Below are 14,766 nucleotides of genomic sequence, written 5' to 3' on the forward strand. Positions count from 1 at the left end.
CAGGCAACCATAGCCGCAAACGGTACGTCATCATTATATAGACAAAGACGTGAAAAGTATAGCCACCTTAATTGAACAAAACAATAAACGCTTGCTGAATACCCGGAACAATATCTTAGCTACCCTTGCCTATTTTGACATGTGGGACTATCCGCTAACCTACGGCGAAATATTCCTGTTCCTTGAAAATAAGTATGGTCAGCATGATTTTACCGAAGCACTTGATCAACTGGTAGCAGATAAGCTGGTATTTCATTTCGATAGGTTTTATTCGCTCAAAAACGATTATATGATCGCGATAAAGCGTAATAAAATGAATAAGAAGGCAGCCGAACTGGTCAATAAGGCTAAAGAGATTGGCGCTTTCCTGATCAAATTCCCTTACGTACGTGGCGTAGGCATTTCAGGTTCGTTATCAAAAAACTGTGCCGACGAAAACTCAGATATTGATTTCTTCATCATTACCGAACGCAACAGGCTCTGGCTTGCACGTACGTTTATGCATATGTTCAAGAAACTTACCTTTTTGGTTGGTAAACAGCATAATTACTGCATGAACTATTATATTGACGAGGCCCGGCTGCAGATAGTTGAAAAAAACATTTATACGGCCATTGAGGTGGCTACCATTATCCCGCTTGAAGGAGATATCACCTTTGAGAATTTTTACAAGGCCAACTCCTGGATGCATGATTTTTTGCCCAACAAGTGTATGCGCCTTGCCACCGCAAAACCATTAAAAAAAACATGGTACAAAGTTTTTGCCGAAAAGCTGTTCGATAATCCTTTCGGAAGTTGGCTTGACAATCTATTAATGGAAATTACCGCAGGCCGCTGGAACAAGAAAACCGAAATGAAAAAACTAAACATGCGTGGTGCTGTAATGAGCATGGCCGCAAGCAAACATTTCGCCAAACCCGCTCCCGAAAATTTTCAGGTTAGGCTGATAGAAAGGTACCGGACTAAGGTTTGTATGTTGCTACAGCAATCTGAAGAGCGGGTTGCGCAGTAAATATCGATTTTGCCAAGTAAGGTAAAGTAAAACGGGTGTCATGCGGAGTGGAAGAAAATAGAGATCTGTGAAGGTCAAATGGCATATCCACCGCGTCATTGCGAGGCACGAAGCAATCGCACAGAGGCAGGTAATGACTATTGTTGTAATGAACTTACATCGTCGCGCTCTTGGCCGCGCGTGGCCAGGTACTTTTGTGGCCACAAAAGTACCCAAAAAGGCTTGCAGCAGAAAGGCTTCTTTGCGCGCACCCTACGCTCCAACCCACCTCACGGCCTTTGCCCTGCAAAACGAACAGAACCACGGGCTGCAATTATTTTGCCCCGATTCGCCCTATCCCCAGCTTCTGCAAAAACTTGCTATGCCCCCTGCAGCCGCACATTCCCCGCATTGTTCTGCCCGTTTTCACCCGAAGCTGATCTGCTGCGAAAAACATCCGGTTTTAATTATGTCATCCTGAGTGATTTAAATCCGTTGGCCTGTGAAGGAGTAATGACAAAAGTAGCAGCCGTTACCCTGAGCCTGTCGAAGGGTCGCGCGCAGAGGCCCCACACACCATGCTTCGACTGGCTCAGCATGACACCCGTTTTGAAACTTGTCAAGATGATTTAATTCGTTAATGAGGGCACGCCTTTACTTCTTCCTCAACGAAATAATGTAATAATCACCGATATACTTAAACGGCCAGATAGTTTTTAACCTGTCCTCCCAGGCTATAAGTATTTTATAAGCACGTGGATGCTTTTCGGCAAAGCCCTCAATATATGATGGTGGCACTATGGTGCACAGTCCCTCAAGGCCTATTACTTCAAAATCCTGTTTTAAGCGATTTTTGATGTATGACGGATTGTAATAGAAACAATCAAAATACACACCTTCAACATGGGCCTTACGGCCTTTGCTGCTAAAAAAACGACGAAAAGCAGTTTTGAACTTCCCTTTAAATACCAGCAAAGTTTCCCAAAGGCAAAACTTGGGCAATATTACAAGAGTGACCATACCGCCCGGATTTAATAACTCGCCAAATGAACGTAGTACTTTATCCAGTTCACCGGTGCAATTGAGGCCTGCAAAGTTGGAGAAAATCAGATCATAAGGGCCCTTATTAACAAGCTGTTCGAGCTGGGTAAATGAGCAAAGCTCATTATTTACCAATTGCTGTACGCCATGCCTTAATACCTTTTCCCGCAGTTGCTGCTGCATCCCTTTTGAAATATCGGTAGCGTGAACCTTAAAATCTTTTTTTGCAAAAAACAGGGCATCTTCGCCGGTACCGCTATTCAGTTCCAGGATACTGGCCCCTGGATTAAGATATTGCAGAATATGATCGCGTACCCGCTTACGTTTATAACTGATGATAGTATCTCCCGAATACAATTCATCAAAAACTACCGACTGGTTACTGAACGCCGCCTCGGCAAATTGCTCGTTTATATGTGGTGCTGTCCCGGTCATATCGCTTTTTCAAATTTCTCCAGCTTTAGCTTTTCAAAGTAAGTAAGCGGGGCGTAATAAAATACCGATAACGCTTTCTTTATACCGTTTGCCGAAATCGCGAACGGATCTTTCAGCAGCTTTTGCAGGCTGTTTTGAGCCAGATGTTTGTGATAGTTACGATGCACGTATTTATGCAATTGCTTGTAGTAATAAGCCGGGTAAGTGTTCTTGAACATCAAAGCCATCTCGTCAGAATCTGTCCAGTTGGTTTTCTTCTTGAGCTCGGTTTTCACGCGCTCATAAAAACCGGTTCCGGGAAGAGGATATGATACCGATATACCTATTTCATACGGCAGCAATTGATTGATCATATCTATGGTCAGCGTAATATCGTCACGGGTTTCCTCAGGATAACCAAACTGGATAAAGAATGAGGGCTTGATGCCATGTGCTTTCATGAGATGTGTAGCTGTATGGATCTGATCTATAGTGATGCCTTTATCCATAGCATCGAGTACTTTTTGCGATCCGCTTTCGGCCCCTATCCATACATTTTCGCAACCGGCAGCGGCCAGTGCTTGTACAGCTTCCTCGTCAACCAGCAAATCGGCCCGCGACTGGATTTTGAAACGGATCTTGATACCTTCATGCCCCAACAGTTTGGCAAACTCCTGTACCCAACCGGGCTTCAATCCAAAAATATCATCGCAAAACCAGATATGATCCATGCCATACCTTTCCTTCAGCATTTTGATCTCGTTCACGATATACTGCGGACTGTGCGAATTATATCTGTTGCCATAGATAGGTTTAGCACACCAGTTACACTTGAAAGGGCAACCACGGGTGGTCACCACATTAATTGAAAAATAGCCGGCATTTTTTAACCACATCTCGCGGTAAGTATCCATGTTTACCAAATCCCAGGCGGGCATTGGTAAGCTGTCCAACTCCTTCATTACCGAACGGCCGGGAGTCTTAATGATTTCACTGCCGTTCATGTAGGCTAAGCCTTTAATACCGAAATGATCGGGATCACCGCTTTTAATATGTTCTGTAAGTTCAATTAGCGTTTGTTCTGCCTCCCCCAGGATAACAAAATCAGCACCTTCGGCAAGATAGGCCGCGTACCTGTCGGTCGAATCGGAACTTGAAACAATTACCGTGCATCCTCTTTCCTTTGCCAGCTTGGCCATTCTAAAAGCAGCCTCGCGCATGTTGGTCAGGCACATTTTGGTGAGGTAATTGAACCCATCGTCATAAATCACAAAAAAATTGGGCTTATTCAATTCAATGGCCGGTATTACCTCATCGGGGTTGCTCACAAACATGGTATCAAACAGGCTTACGTTATAACCTCGTTCGCGCATTAAAGCAGCAGCATATATGGTTCCCAGCGGTGCATAAGGCTGCCCTATACCCCATTGCTTGGGATCAAACCGTAAAAAGTAAGAATGTGTAAACAGTATATTGTTCATACGTTTTTAAGCCCGTTTCTAAATTTCGTCTTTGCAAGTTCAAGCGTCTACGCTTGAAACTATAACCATAGTAAGCGTCCACGCTTACTATGAACCGGGAGCGTGGACGCTCCTACTTTGAATAATTCAAGCGTAGACGCTTGAACTTGCTACGTTTTTATATTTTCTATACTAATCTAACTTCGCCAAAGGCGATAAATTAAGCGAGCACACGCATTTAACACAGGTAGGGTTGTTAGACATATCCAGTGTTTTACGAAAGTTGATAGCCTCGTTACTATTCAAAATATCCTCCAACTTATTATCCCTGATGTTGCCTATCGCCTCATGAAAAAAACAGGGGCGCACTTCGCCGTCGGCCTCAATAACTGCAGATACCCAAGGCGCATTGCACTTTTTAAACGGGAACGCATTATGGCCGTAAAAAGCCGCGTAATAGCCATAAATATCCTGGATCTTAGCCGGCGACTCGGCAATGAACCTGTTAGTAAAATCAGCTTTGTTTGCAAGTACCTGATTCGTTATTTCCTGAAACTCGGCGAGTTCATTTTCCGTAGGTAAGATTTCATGCTGCCGGGGTTCGGCCCAGGCGGTTTGACGGTTAAAGGCATGACTGCTCACATCGGCAGGTAAAAAACTAACCTGGTCAATACCCATTTGCCTTGCAGCTTCAATAATGGCCGGCCAATTCCTATAGTTTAAACGATGGATCACAGTACGGGCAGTAATGCGATATTTTGGCTCGATAGATTTGATGTACTCCACCCCTTCCTGCAGCTTATTGAATGCCCCCGGAACATTACGAATGGCATCGTGCAAAAGCTCATCGCCATCTAAAGAAACAATGAGATCATCAACCCATTTTAAGATATTGTCTGCATTTTTTTTAATAGAGAGACCGGTTGATAACAACGTAACCTTGATCTTCTCGGCGTGCAAGATCTCACATAGCCTGAAAAAATTGGTATTCAGCAAAGCCTCTCCTCCCGACATCAGCACTTGTTTAGTACCAAATTTCCTCAAGGCACCAAGCAAGTCGGTTACATCGGCTTCGGTAAGCTGTTTCAGGTTTTTATTATCTTTCCAGATATCGCACATTACACAACGGCAGTTACAGGCGCTGTGTGGCATCAGTATTACGATGGGCAATGCGGCTATGCGATGCGTTTGCAATGTACGAAAACGCTGAAAGGTATGATATAACGATTGGCCGGTCATCTGCATAAATTAAAATCCCTGTATTTCGGGCTGCCTGTAGCGCCAAACTTTTTGTAATAACTTGATCTCGTAAGGGTATTGGTACATGCTGGCCTTATAGCGCATGGTAGCCACCAGCTTAATAGCCATACGTTTAAGCATATTCAGCCTGATATCAGTTACTGTTGGATACACCCCGTTCAGCACCGTTTCAAAATTCCTGATCTTATCAATCATATCGGGTGTAAGCCATGGCGTAAGCGGATTTTTACGTAAGTCGAAGCTTTCCCAGACAGGGCTTATCCAGTCTTCCAATGTTTCCGGAAAGCGGAAGCCACTTTTAATCACTTGCTTAAACAACTCCGATCCTTCGGTAGGTACGGGGCTATAGGTATAAATCACGATCTCGGTTTTGGGGTTTACCGCCTTTACTTTCTTAATAAAATCTATCTCAAAATCAATTTGTGATTGTACCTGCTCCTGCGTTGGTGCCGGCGTGCCCAATACAAATGAATATTCGGGAATGATATCAAACTTTTTAAGGCGCTCGGCAAACTCGATGATCTGATCGCCGGTTTGGGTGCCGCCTTTATCCATTTGTTCAAGGATGGCATTGTTGCCGCTTTCCGCACCAAAAAAGATGATCTTACACCCCGACTCGCGGATAGCCGCCAGCGACGAATCTTTGAATTTTGACATGGTATCGATACGGGCCATGCCCCACCAGGTCATATTTTCGGGTTTTATCAACCGGGCAAATTCAACCGCGCGTTTTTCTGATACAAAAAAGTTATTATCATGAAACTCGATGGCATCGGCTCCCCATTTATCTTTGATATATTTTACATCATTATAAACGTTCTGTGCTGATTTAGCTTTCCATCTTGCTTCATAAATTGGCACTACCGCGCAAAATGAGCAGGTGAAGGGACATCCAATACTGGAGTGGTATGCCATCGTTTTTTCGCCCAGGTAGGTTTTACCTAAAAACTTGGTGATGGGATAAAAAGTATTCAGCTTATCATATGGCAGCGCTGGCAGGCTGTCCTGGTCTAAAAGATCTTCCTTGGCGGTTTTGATGATTTTACCATCTGTTGCTTTGTAAATGAGGTTACGGATAAACTCGTAAGGCTCATTTTTTTCAAGTGCATCAATCAGGGCGGGAAAGGCATGATCGCCGGGGCCATTGATAATAAAATCAACATAACCCGAATATAAAACCGCGTTAGGCTGATTTGAAGGAAAGTATCCTCCCCAAATCATTTTAGTATCGGGATATTTTTGTTTGATAGTTTTAGAAGCTATAATAGCCTGCCTCAATTGCGGCCCCGGCATTACCGTAAAACCGAAATATTTAAACTCGCCGGTGCTTAAATAGCTGTCTATTTTCACCATCGGGTCATGCTCACAATTGCCGTCAACAATCACCCAGTCATATTTTCCATCAACCGATGCCGCTATATTCAAAATCGAATTTGGTATGCGGTATTTGTTGTTAGCGCTGCGCGGATTAAATAATAATATTTTGTTCATCTGTTAGTGTCAATACTTTGCTTTTCCTTCAATCCCCCGGCAATGGGTTTATTTTTTTGTTTAAGCGGCCTGTAAAGCACCCCTGCCAGTACAGAGCCAACATCAAAATAAAACCCACTGCCATACCCAATCACAAATGCGGGGGATTGCCCATACAACAATTATCTCTGAGCCTCTGCACTATCACACTCTCACAATAATAAATACGCCCGGCATTTTACGCGGGTTGCCTGCCTTTATAAATAAAGTGGCTGGCAACCATTATTATTTAGCAGCCGTATTTGTTGATATAAGGTTGTTAATCAAATACCCCTGTACTGTGATCCAAACTGTAAAGAATTATATCAAGCAGCGCTTTTTCCCACCAAATATTCTGGAGAAAAATTCAGTTGATGCCTATGACATCTGGGCAGAAAACTATGATCAGCAGCCCGGCAACCTGATGCTTGACCTGGATGAGGTATTGTTTCCACGACTGGTTACAGATAAGGTTATTACCCGGAAAAATGTAGCCGATATAGGCTGCGGCACCGGTAGGCACTGGGAAAAGCTGTTTGCATTAAACCCTGAAAAGCTTACAGGATTTGATACCTCTGGTGGGATGCTGGCCCGTTTACAGCAAAAATTTCCTTCGGCTAATATTTACCGCATTACCGACGACTTGTTTGGTGATATGCCATCTGGTAGTTTTGATACCATAGTTTCAACGCTTACGGTTGCCCATATTAAAAATATGGAGGCTGCCCTACAGGCCTGGATGCGCATCCTGAAACCAAACGGAGATATCATTATCACCGATTTTCACCCGCATACGCTGGCCAACGGTGGCAAGCGCACATTTAAACATGGCGACAGTTTTATAGCGGTTGAAAATTACGTGCACCCTGTAAACACTATTAAAGATTTACTATTGAACAACAACTTTAAACTGGTTGCCGAACAAGAAATTAAAATAGACGAAAGCATGAAGCATTACTATGCCGATAAAAACGCGCTTCATGTTTACGACCGATATAAAGGCTTCCCTATTATTTACGGATTGCATTTAAGAAGAACAGATGGTACTGAATAATGTGACCATACCGGGAAACGATAGTGCTGTGAGCATAAGCATAAGCGAGGGCAAAATTATACAGGTTGCCCCTGCTATTGCCAATGATCGCGAACAGCTTACTTTTGTTGGTGCCATCGCTTTTCCGGGATTAATTAACTCACATGACCATCTTGATTTTAACCTTTTCCCCCAGTTAGGCACTCAAACTTATGAAAGCTATACTGAATGGGGCAAACATATCCACCGGGTTTATGCTGATGAAATTTCATCTGTATTGAAGATCCCTATTGCTTTGCGCGAGCAATGGGGAATTTATAAAAACCTACTTTGTGGTGTGACAACCGTTGTAAATCATGGCGAAAAAGTTACCATACATGATCCGCTGATCACCGTGTTTGAAAACTGCCAAAGCATCCACTCGGTTCTGTTTGAAAAAAACTGGAAAAAACGGCTCAATAACCCGCTTAAAATAAGCTTGCCTGTAGTAATCCACTCCGGCGAAGGTACCAACGCTGTCGCCCATGCTGAAATTGATGCACTCATTAAATGGAATCTGTTCGGGCGCAAGTTGGTGGGCGTACATGGGGTAGCCATGGATATGAGGCAGGCCAAACATTTTAAAGCCCTTGTTTGGTGTCCCGAGTCCAACTATTTCCTGCTCAATAAAACAGCTGCCATTAATGAACTAAAAACAAACACAGGTATTTTATTTGGTACAGATAGTACGCTTACCGGCCATTGGGATATCTGGCATCATATCCGCCTTGCGCGCAAAACGCAAATGCTTACCGATCATGAGCTGTATCATTCCCTAACATCGTTACCGGCCAAAATCTGGCAGTTAAACACCGGCAGCTTTATTGCCGGGCTTGATGCCGATATCGTTATAGCAAAATCAAACGGAAAGCCAAGTCTGCAGGCCTTTTATGATGTTACTCCTGATGATATTTTATTGGTAATGCACAAAGGCGAGATCCTTTTATTCGATGAATCGCTTTATCATCAGCTTACAGGCATCATCAGCCAGAGTTATAATAAGATATTAACCGGCAATAGTTTCAAATATATACAGGGCGATATCCACGGATTAATAGCCGAAATAAAACGCTATAAACCCGACGCCGGATTTCCCGTGCCCTATCCTATACAGCCAGCTGCATGAGTATCATCAAAAAAATATGGTCAAGATCAAAGCGGAAAGCTACTTATTTAAGCGGCGATGCACGCCATGTTTTGGGACTGGATAAGGAGCTTTATCGAAATGCCCGCGGAAGCCGCATTATCCTTTACCACAATGTTTCTAAAGGCGATCCGCATAAATTCAATACGCTGTTTTTGACTTGCGAAAGGTTTGAAGAACACCTGCAGTACTATAAAAAGAACTTCAACGTGGTTTCGCTTGATGATTATTATGCAGGCAATTTCAGCAATGAAAAATTTAACATCTGCCTAACTTTTGACGACGGACTGGCCAACAACTACCATTACGTTCTGTCCCTGCTAACTAAATATTGCATACCGGCTACCTTTTTTGTTACAGCCATCCGCGATGCAGGTTTTGATATTTTATGGAACGATATGTTGAGCATTGCCGGATATTACGGCCCCGAAAAGTTCACGTATAAAGATCAAACCTATCGTAAAAACCGGAACAACAAATATGTTGATGAAAACGGCGCCCTTTATGCCGACAAGCTGAGATCGACCGGGTTCAACGAAAAAGCAGCACTCATGAGTTTTCTTGAGCAACTTACAGGTTTTAAAGCAAACCGGCAGGATGATGATTATTGGCTGCAGATGACTCCGGCACAAATTAAAACCATGTCTGCTTCGGCTTATGTAAACATCGGGGCGCATGGTTATTACCATAATGATCTTGCACACATCTCTTCAACAAGCGCGGCAAGCGAGATGACTATGTGCAGGCAATATCTTGAAAACCTGACCGGCAAGCAGATCAATAGCTTCGCGTTCCCTTATGGCTCATACAATGATCAGGTTTTAAAAGATGCCAAAGCAGCCGGTTATACGCAATTGCTTGCAACTGATTTTATAAATACCGGAGACTGGCAGGATAACGCCTTACGCGAACGCTTTACCGTAAACCCGTTCATATCCACTGCCAACCAGTTAAACGCCATAATAAGGGGGAGCTATGCATAGCAACGGGTACAGAATAGAGCGTTTAACCGAGGAGCGGCTTGCTGATATGACCAGTCTGCATAAGGCCGTTTATGGCAAAGCATTGCCATCCGACTTCTTCGCCCGAAAGTATAATACTGCATTTACCGGCGTCATGTATACCGGTTATTTGGCCTATGCCGGTGACGTACCCGCGGCGTTTTACGGTGTGATCCCCTGTTTTATAAACTGCGATGGGCAGCCTGTTTTGGCCGCCCAATCGGCTGATACCATGACCCATCCCTATCACCGCGGCAAAGGGTTGTTCATTAAACTGGCCGAGCTTACTTATGAACTTTGCTATACGGAAGATGTCCGGATCCTGTTTGGCTTTCCCAATCAAAACTCCCTGCCGGGCTTTATAAACAAGCTCGCCTGGCAGGTATCCGCCCAAATGGAATGTTTTATTATCCCGGTCAAAGCCCTCCCGCTGGAAAGATTGGCCAATAAGTTCTCGCTTTTAAAAGGGGTGTACGGATGGTATGTAAAACGAGTGATCAAAAAGTATGCGTCATTACAGTGCGGAGTGCCAAGCACGTTGATTAATGAAGGCTTCCATGGGCTGCACAGGGATGGCTATTATCTTGGCCATAAAACATATACCGAAAGCTTTACGATTAAAACAGGCGATACTTCGGTATGGTTCAGGATTGCCGACGGGATGGTAATAGGCGATATCAATATTGCAACTAACGACCTGCGCGATATTATACCGAGGCTTAAGAAAATAGCCAGGCGATTGGGGTTGCGAAAATTACAGTTCCAGGCCGATAAGCGATCTGCTCTGAATGGATTTTTGAAGCGCTATGCCGATCCAATCCCTTCATTCCCCGTAATTGTTAAAGACCTTGGCGCACGAATGCCACTTGATAAAATGGCGTTCGCTTTTGCCGATATAGATATTTTTTAAGTGTTTGATATGATAACTCAACCGATCAGAAAACTTTTGTTTAACGGAAGTCCTATAAAAACTTTCTACATAACCCGCCTGCAGCAAAGCCAGATCAGGGAGAAGGTTTTTTTGAACATTGCAGGTAAAAATCTTGATATCACCCGCAACAACAGCATGATCTGCCTCGATCCGTTTTGTATGGCGGCCTGGCTGCCTGCTCATGAAACGGTGGACTTAAATGCGGCAAACGCTGTTATTGAATTTAAAACTAATGGTATGTTAAGTGCCGCTATCAATGTATCACTGATAGAAACAGTGAAAACAGGAAAAGGCAGCCTGCTTTTGTTCAGGATAGAAAGCGTCAGGAACCACCAGCTTAACGCGCTGAAACGGGAGATGCTTTTCAGGTATTTCCTACGATCGAAGAAGAACACCTACGATAGTCGCAAAGTAGTTAGCGCCCTATACTCCTATCCACGCAGCATCATTATTGTTTCCTATGCCGATGATGAATATTGCAACGTTTTCCCGATGGACATTCACGGCTATATTGAGGAAGAGGGTATTTACCTATTGGGACTACGCACAACCAATATTACACTGGATAAAATCCTGAACGCCGGCAAAGTTGTGGTATGTGACACGGACGCGGTCGACATCAATTCGGTTTATAACCTGGGCAAACATTCAAGCACAGCCCCAACGCCGGTAGATCAATTACCATTTGATACCGTTAAAAGCGAAGTATTCGGTTTTCCTGTACCTGCGTGTTCGGGCGGATATAAAGAGATAGAAGTGTTTGAGCATAAAAAAATGGGCTACCACATGCTCATGATAGGCAGGGTGATTAATAACAAAGTGTTGAGACCCAATCCCGCATCATTGTACCACGTGGGTTTCCTGCAATTTCAAAACAGCAATTATACCAGTATTGAGGGTTTATTTTAATGAGATACGTTTTTGTCAGTTACAACTATTCGCCCGATTTTGATGACCCCCAGGCCTGGTTTGTCCGCACCCTGGGATATACCGGTCTTATGGACCAGCTAAGCAAACGGCATGAGGTGATCAACGTAAAGCAGATCAATTATGAAGGGATTGTTAACCATAATAACATCGCCTATCATTTCGTAAACTTCAGCAAAAAAAAGCTTCATTTTAACTTCCGGCTTAACCTATACGTTAAAAGTTTAAACCCCGATATCGTGATATTTCACGGCCTGCATCAGCCGGTGCAACTGATTCAGCTTGGACTAATGCTGGGTAAAAGCACACCTATCATTGTTCAAAACCACGCTGAAAAGCCGTTTCCCGGCGGGATCAAAAAATTGCTGCAAAAACTGGCGGATCGATATGCCCATGCCTACTTGTTTGCTTCTCATGATATGGGCTTGGAATGGGTAGCGGCAGGCAACCTCAAATCGCCGGAAAAAATACACGAGGTAATGGAAGTGTCGTCTGTATTTTTTCCGATTGACCGCCCGGAAGCCGAATCTCAAACCAACACTAAAAACGCCCCGGTATTTTTATGGGTAGGTCGTTTAAATGATAATAAAGATCCGCTTAACGTAGTTAAGGCCTTTTTAAAATTTGCCCAAGGCTCTCCCGGAGTAAAACTGTATATGATCTATCATACAGAAGAGCTGCTTCCTGAAATCAACGAATTGATCAACGCTTCACTAAATAAAGAAGCCATAGAACTAATAGGCAAAGTACCTCATGCAGACCTGTTATATTGGTATAACAGTGCCGACTTTATCATCTCCGGATCGCACTATGAAGGTAGTGGCACAGCTATTTGCGAAGCGATGTCATGCGGATGTGTGCCACTGGTTACCGATATCCTCTCGTTCAGGATGATCACCAACAATGGCGAATGCGGGGTATTATACGAACGGGGAAACGAAGCCGCGTTACTTGACGTACTCCGGCAAACAGCCCATATGAATGTGGCAGAAAAGCGAAGGCTATCAATGGAGTATTACAAGCAGAACCTATCGTTTGAAGCTATTGCAGAGCAGATTGAGGAGATAGCGGAGGGACTGGTATAATATCAATTCTTGCTTTAAAAACCTTGCGCTCGTTGCAAACGTGCGCAAGACGAGAAGGATGTCATGCTGAGCTGGTCACTGGTCGAAGTTTAGCGATAGCGCAACTTCGTCCCCAAATTGGTTAAGCTTTCAGCTTAATCAACACTCCATAGCTTGTTCTAGGAAAGTTCCTTACTTATTTTAATACACGGAAGCAGGATGCTTCCCTTATTTTAGGACGAAGTTACGCTATCGCTAAACTTCGACCAGAAAAAACATTTCATAGCGATAGCACTTTATTACAAATACCTAAACTGGCTTTATTGTGCGTAATCAGGATGATCATGGTACCCTGCAGGGCCAATTGTTGCAGTTTAGCCAGCATTTCATTTTCGGCATCGGCGTCCATCTCGCTGAAAGGTTCGTCCAATATCAGCAAATCGCAGTTATGATAAAGTGCCCTCGCCAGCATAATCCTTTGGCGTTGGCCTCCGCTGATGTTTTTGCCATTCTCGGTAATGATCTTTTCGATACCTTCGGGATAACCGCCGATCAATTTATTTAAGCCGCAAAACGCTAATACTTCGGCAAGCCTTTCCTCATCGATCGCTGCATCATCGAGTACGATATTTTTAGCGATAGTATCATAAATAAAAAAGGGCTGCTGCTTTACCAGTGAGATATTTTTACGGTACAACCTCCGTGCGGCAGCGGCGGTAATTTTATCATTAATATAAATACCCCCCGCCGTCAGTTCTAAAAAGCCGGTTAACAAATTAATGATGGTTGTTTTCCCCCTACCCGAATTGCCCGAAATCCCCATAATATCGCCGGGAGCCATCTCAAAATAAAGTTCATTTAAAACTTGCTTCTCCGGATAACTGAAGCTTACTTTTTCAAATTTCAATGAGGTGATATGTTCGTCAACAGCTTCATTAATTTGTGGTTTATCGCTTTCTTCAACCACCAGATCGGCCAGTATAAACTCATAGGTTTTCATTAGTCCACTGCTGTTCAGTATCTTGACTATACCGGGAATGATCTTATACGCAGCAGCTACGAAAATGCCGATAGTAAGGATACTGACTACTTCTGTATCGCCCATTAGTTTATTTACAGCGATGAGGATAAAAAAGCCCAGCACAGCAAACACCTCCATTAACCGCGAAGGCAAATTTTGCCAGGTTTGCTGCGAGGCTATATTTTGGTTTAACTGTTGCTGATAGCTAAAAAACCTGCGACTAAAAAAGTCATTTTTTTGGTAAATATTACTTTCAACATAACCCGCCAACGATTCATTTAAATGCTGAAGTGTTTTTTCACTCACGGTTTTGATCTGCCCGCGGATGGTTTTTAATTTGGTTTTTATGAACCAACCTAAAACGCCAACAGGCGGTAGCAACAACACAAACAGCAACACAAACAAAGCTGGATGATACAGCATAATTGCTCCAACGGTAAAAACAATCAATACCGATTGGGAGATGATCTGCTGCAAATTGGTTAGAATGTAATGGCTAAACTCAATAGGTTGCTGACTAATACGCCGGGTATGGATTGATGAATCTATATGCACGTACGCGTTATAATCATCATCAAGGTAATTCTGGATATTTCTTTCAGACAACCTCGAAGCCACATCATAAAAAAAATGGTGCTGGGCATTTTGAGCGAAAAACCCGATACAGTTTTTTAAAGCGAACAATACCAGGAAAATTCCGATAAGCCACAGCGACCGGTTATCGGCAATGAAAGCCGGCAAAAAGCCCAGGTTATGCGCCGTATTTTGAGTATAAAAATTAACTATAAGCAGCAGCAAACCTAAAAAAGCGACATCCAGCAGCGCAACAATAATATCAGCAAGGATAAGTCTGATGAATTTTGCTTTCTCCTGATGATTAAGAATTAAGCGTATACTTTTGAGAATCTGCTTCAAGGGTGTTAACAATAAA

Annotated in this window: 13 protein-coding genes; 8 read left to right on the plus strand and 5 right to left on the minus strand. The window is 43.4% G+C overall.

The window, feature by feature from the left end; translation table 11 throughout:
* Positions 1-49: 49 nt before the first annotated feature.
* Positions 50-1,012 carry a nucleotidyltransferase domain-containing protein gene (locus EAH55_RS16710; RefSeq protein WP_121810640.1) on the plus strand — a complete coding sequence of 321 codons (963 nt, stop codon included), beginning with the start codon at positions 50-52 and terminating at the stop codon, positions 1,010-1,012.
* A gap of 148 nt (positions 1,013-1,160) precedes the next feature.
* The gene (locus tag EAH55_RS16715) at positions 1,161-1,472 is read left to right on the plus strand and encodes a hypothetical protein (RefSeq protein WP_162996911.1); all 312 of its coding nucleotides are present in this window, start codon (positions 1,161-1,163) and stop codon (positions 1,470-1,472) included.
* A 173-nt stretch (positions 1,473-1,645) separates the two neighbouring features.
* Here the strand turns inward: EAH55_RS16715 and EAH55_RS16720 are convergent, their stop codons facing one another.
* The 4 genes from EAH55_RS16720 to EAH55_RS16735 all read right to left on the minus strand — a co-directional run bounded on the left by EAH55_RS16720 (position 1,646) and on the right by EAH55_RS16735 (position 6,657).
* A complete protein-coding gene (locus EAH55_RS16720; RefSeq protein ID WP_121810642.1) occupies positions 1,646-2,467 on the minus strand; it encodes a class I SAM-dependent methyltransferase in 822 nt (273 codons plus the stop codon).
* On the minus strand, positions 2,464-3,927 hold the full coding sequence (locus tag EAH55_RS16725; protein ID WP_121810643.1) for a B12-binding domain-containing radical SAM protein: 1,464 nt from the start codon (positions 3,925-3,927) through the stop codon (positions 2,464-2,466). The genes EAH55_RS16720 and EAH55_RS16725 overlap by 4 nt, the downstream gene beginning before the upstream one ends.
* Positions 3,928-4,098: 171 nt before the next feature.
* The gene (locus EAH55_RS16730; protein ID WP_121810644.1) at positions 4,099-5,151 is read right to left on the minus strand and encodes a radical SAM/SPASM domain-containing protein; all 1,053 of its coding nucleotides are present in this window, start codon (positions 5,149-5,151) and stop codon (positions 4,099-4,101) included.
* Positions 5,152-5,154: 3 nt separating this feature from the next.
* Positions 5,155-6,657, minus strand: coding sequence for a B12-binding domain-containing radical SAM protein (locus EAH55_RS16735; RefSeq protein WP_121810645.1), 1,503 nt, complete (start codon positions 6,655-6,657; stop codon positions 5,155-5,157).
* Positions 6,658-6,976: 319 nt separating this feature from the next.
* Here EAH55_RS16735 and EAH55_RS16740 point away from each other — a divergent pair, with 319 nt between their 5' ends.
* The 6 genes from EAH55_RS16740 to EAH55_RS16765 are packed head-to-tail and all read left to right on the plus strand — an operon-like array spanning position 6,977 to position 12,835.
* Entirely contained in the window at positions 6,977-7,729 is a 753-nt protein-coding gene (locus tag EAH55_RS16740) for a class I SAM-dependent methyltransferase (RefSeq protein ID WP_162996912.1), read from the plus strand.
* Complete coding sequence (locus EAH55_RS16745) at positions 7,716-8,873, plus strand: amidohydrolase family protein (RefSeq protein ID WP_121810647.1); 1,158 nt, start codon at positions 7,716-7,718, stop codon at positions 8,871-8,873. The genes EAH55_RS16740 and EAH55_RS16745 overlap by 14 nt, the downstream gene beginning before the upstream one ends.
* Complete coding sequence (locus EAH55_RS16750) at positions 8,870-9,874, plus strand: polysaccharide deacetylase family protein (RefSeq protein WP_121810648.1); 1,005 nt, start codon at positions 8,870-8,872, stop codon at positions 9,872-9,874. Before EAH55_RS16745 ends, EAH55_RS16750 begins: the two co-directional genes overlap by 4 nt.
* A complete protein-coding gene (locus tag EAH55_RS16755; protein WP_121810649.1) occupies positions 9,867-10,802 on the plus strand; it encodes a GNAT family N-acetyltransferase in 936 nt (311 codons plus the stop codon). The genes EAH55_RS16750 and EAH55_RS16755 overlap by 8 nt, the downstream gene beginning before the upstream one ends.
* 9 nt (positions 10,803-10,811) lie before the next feature.
* Positions 10,812-11,732: a hypothetical protein gene (locus tag EAH55_RS16760; protein ID WP_162996913.1), complete on the plus strand. Its 921-nt coding sequence runs from the start codon at positions 10,812-10,814 to the stop codon at positions 11,730-11,732.
* On the plus strand, positions 11,732-12,835 hold the full coding sequence (locus EAH55_RS16765) for a glycosyltransferase family 4 protein (RefSeq protein ID WP_121810651.1): 1,104 nt from the start codon (positions 11,732-11,734) through the stop codon (positions 12,833-12,835). Before EAH55_RS16760 ends, EAH55_RS16765 begins: the two co-directional genes overlap by 1 nt.
* A gap of 259 nt (positions 12,836-13,094) precedes the next feature.
* Here EAH55_RS16765 and EAH55_RS16770 read toward each other — a convergent pair whose 3' ends face one another.
* The gene (locus EAH55_RS16770) at positions 13,095-14,750 is read right to left on the minus strand and encodes an ATP-binding cassette domain-containing protein (RefSeq protein ID WP_121810652.1); all 1,656 of its coding nucleotides are present in this window, start codon (positions 14,748-14,750) and stop codon (positions 13,095-13,097) included.
* Positions 14,751-14,766: the final 16 nt, after the last annotated feature.

Source organism: Mucilaginibacter kameinonensis, assembly GCF_003675385.1.
Lineage (GTDB): Bacteria > Bacteroidota > Bacteroidia > Sphingobacteriales > Sphingobacteriaceae > Mucilaginibacter > Mucilaginibacter kameinonensis.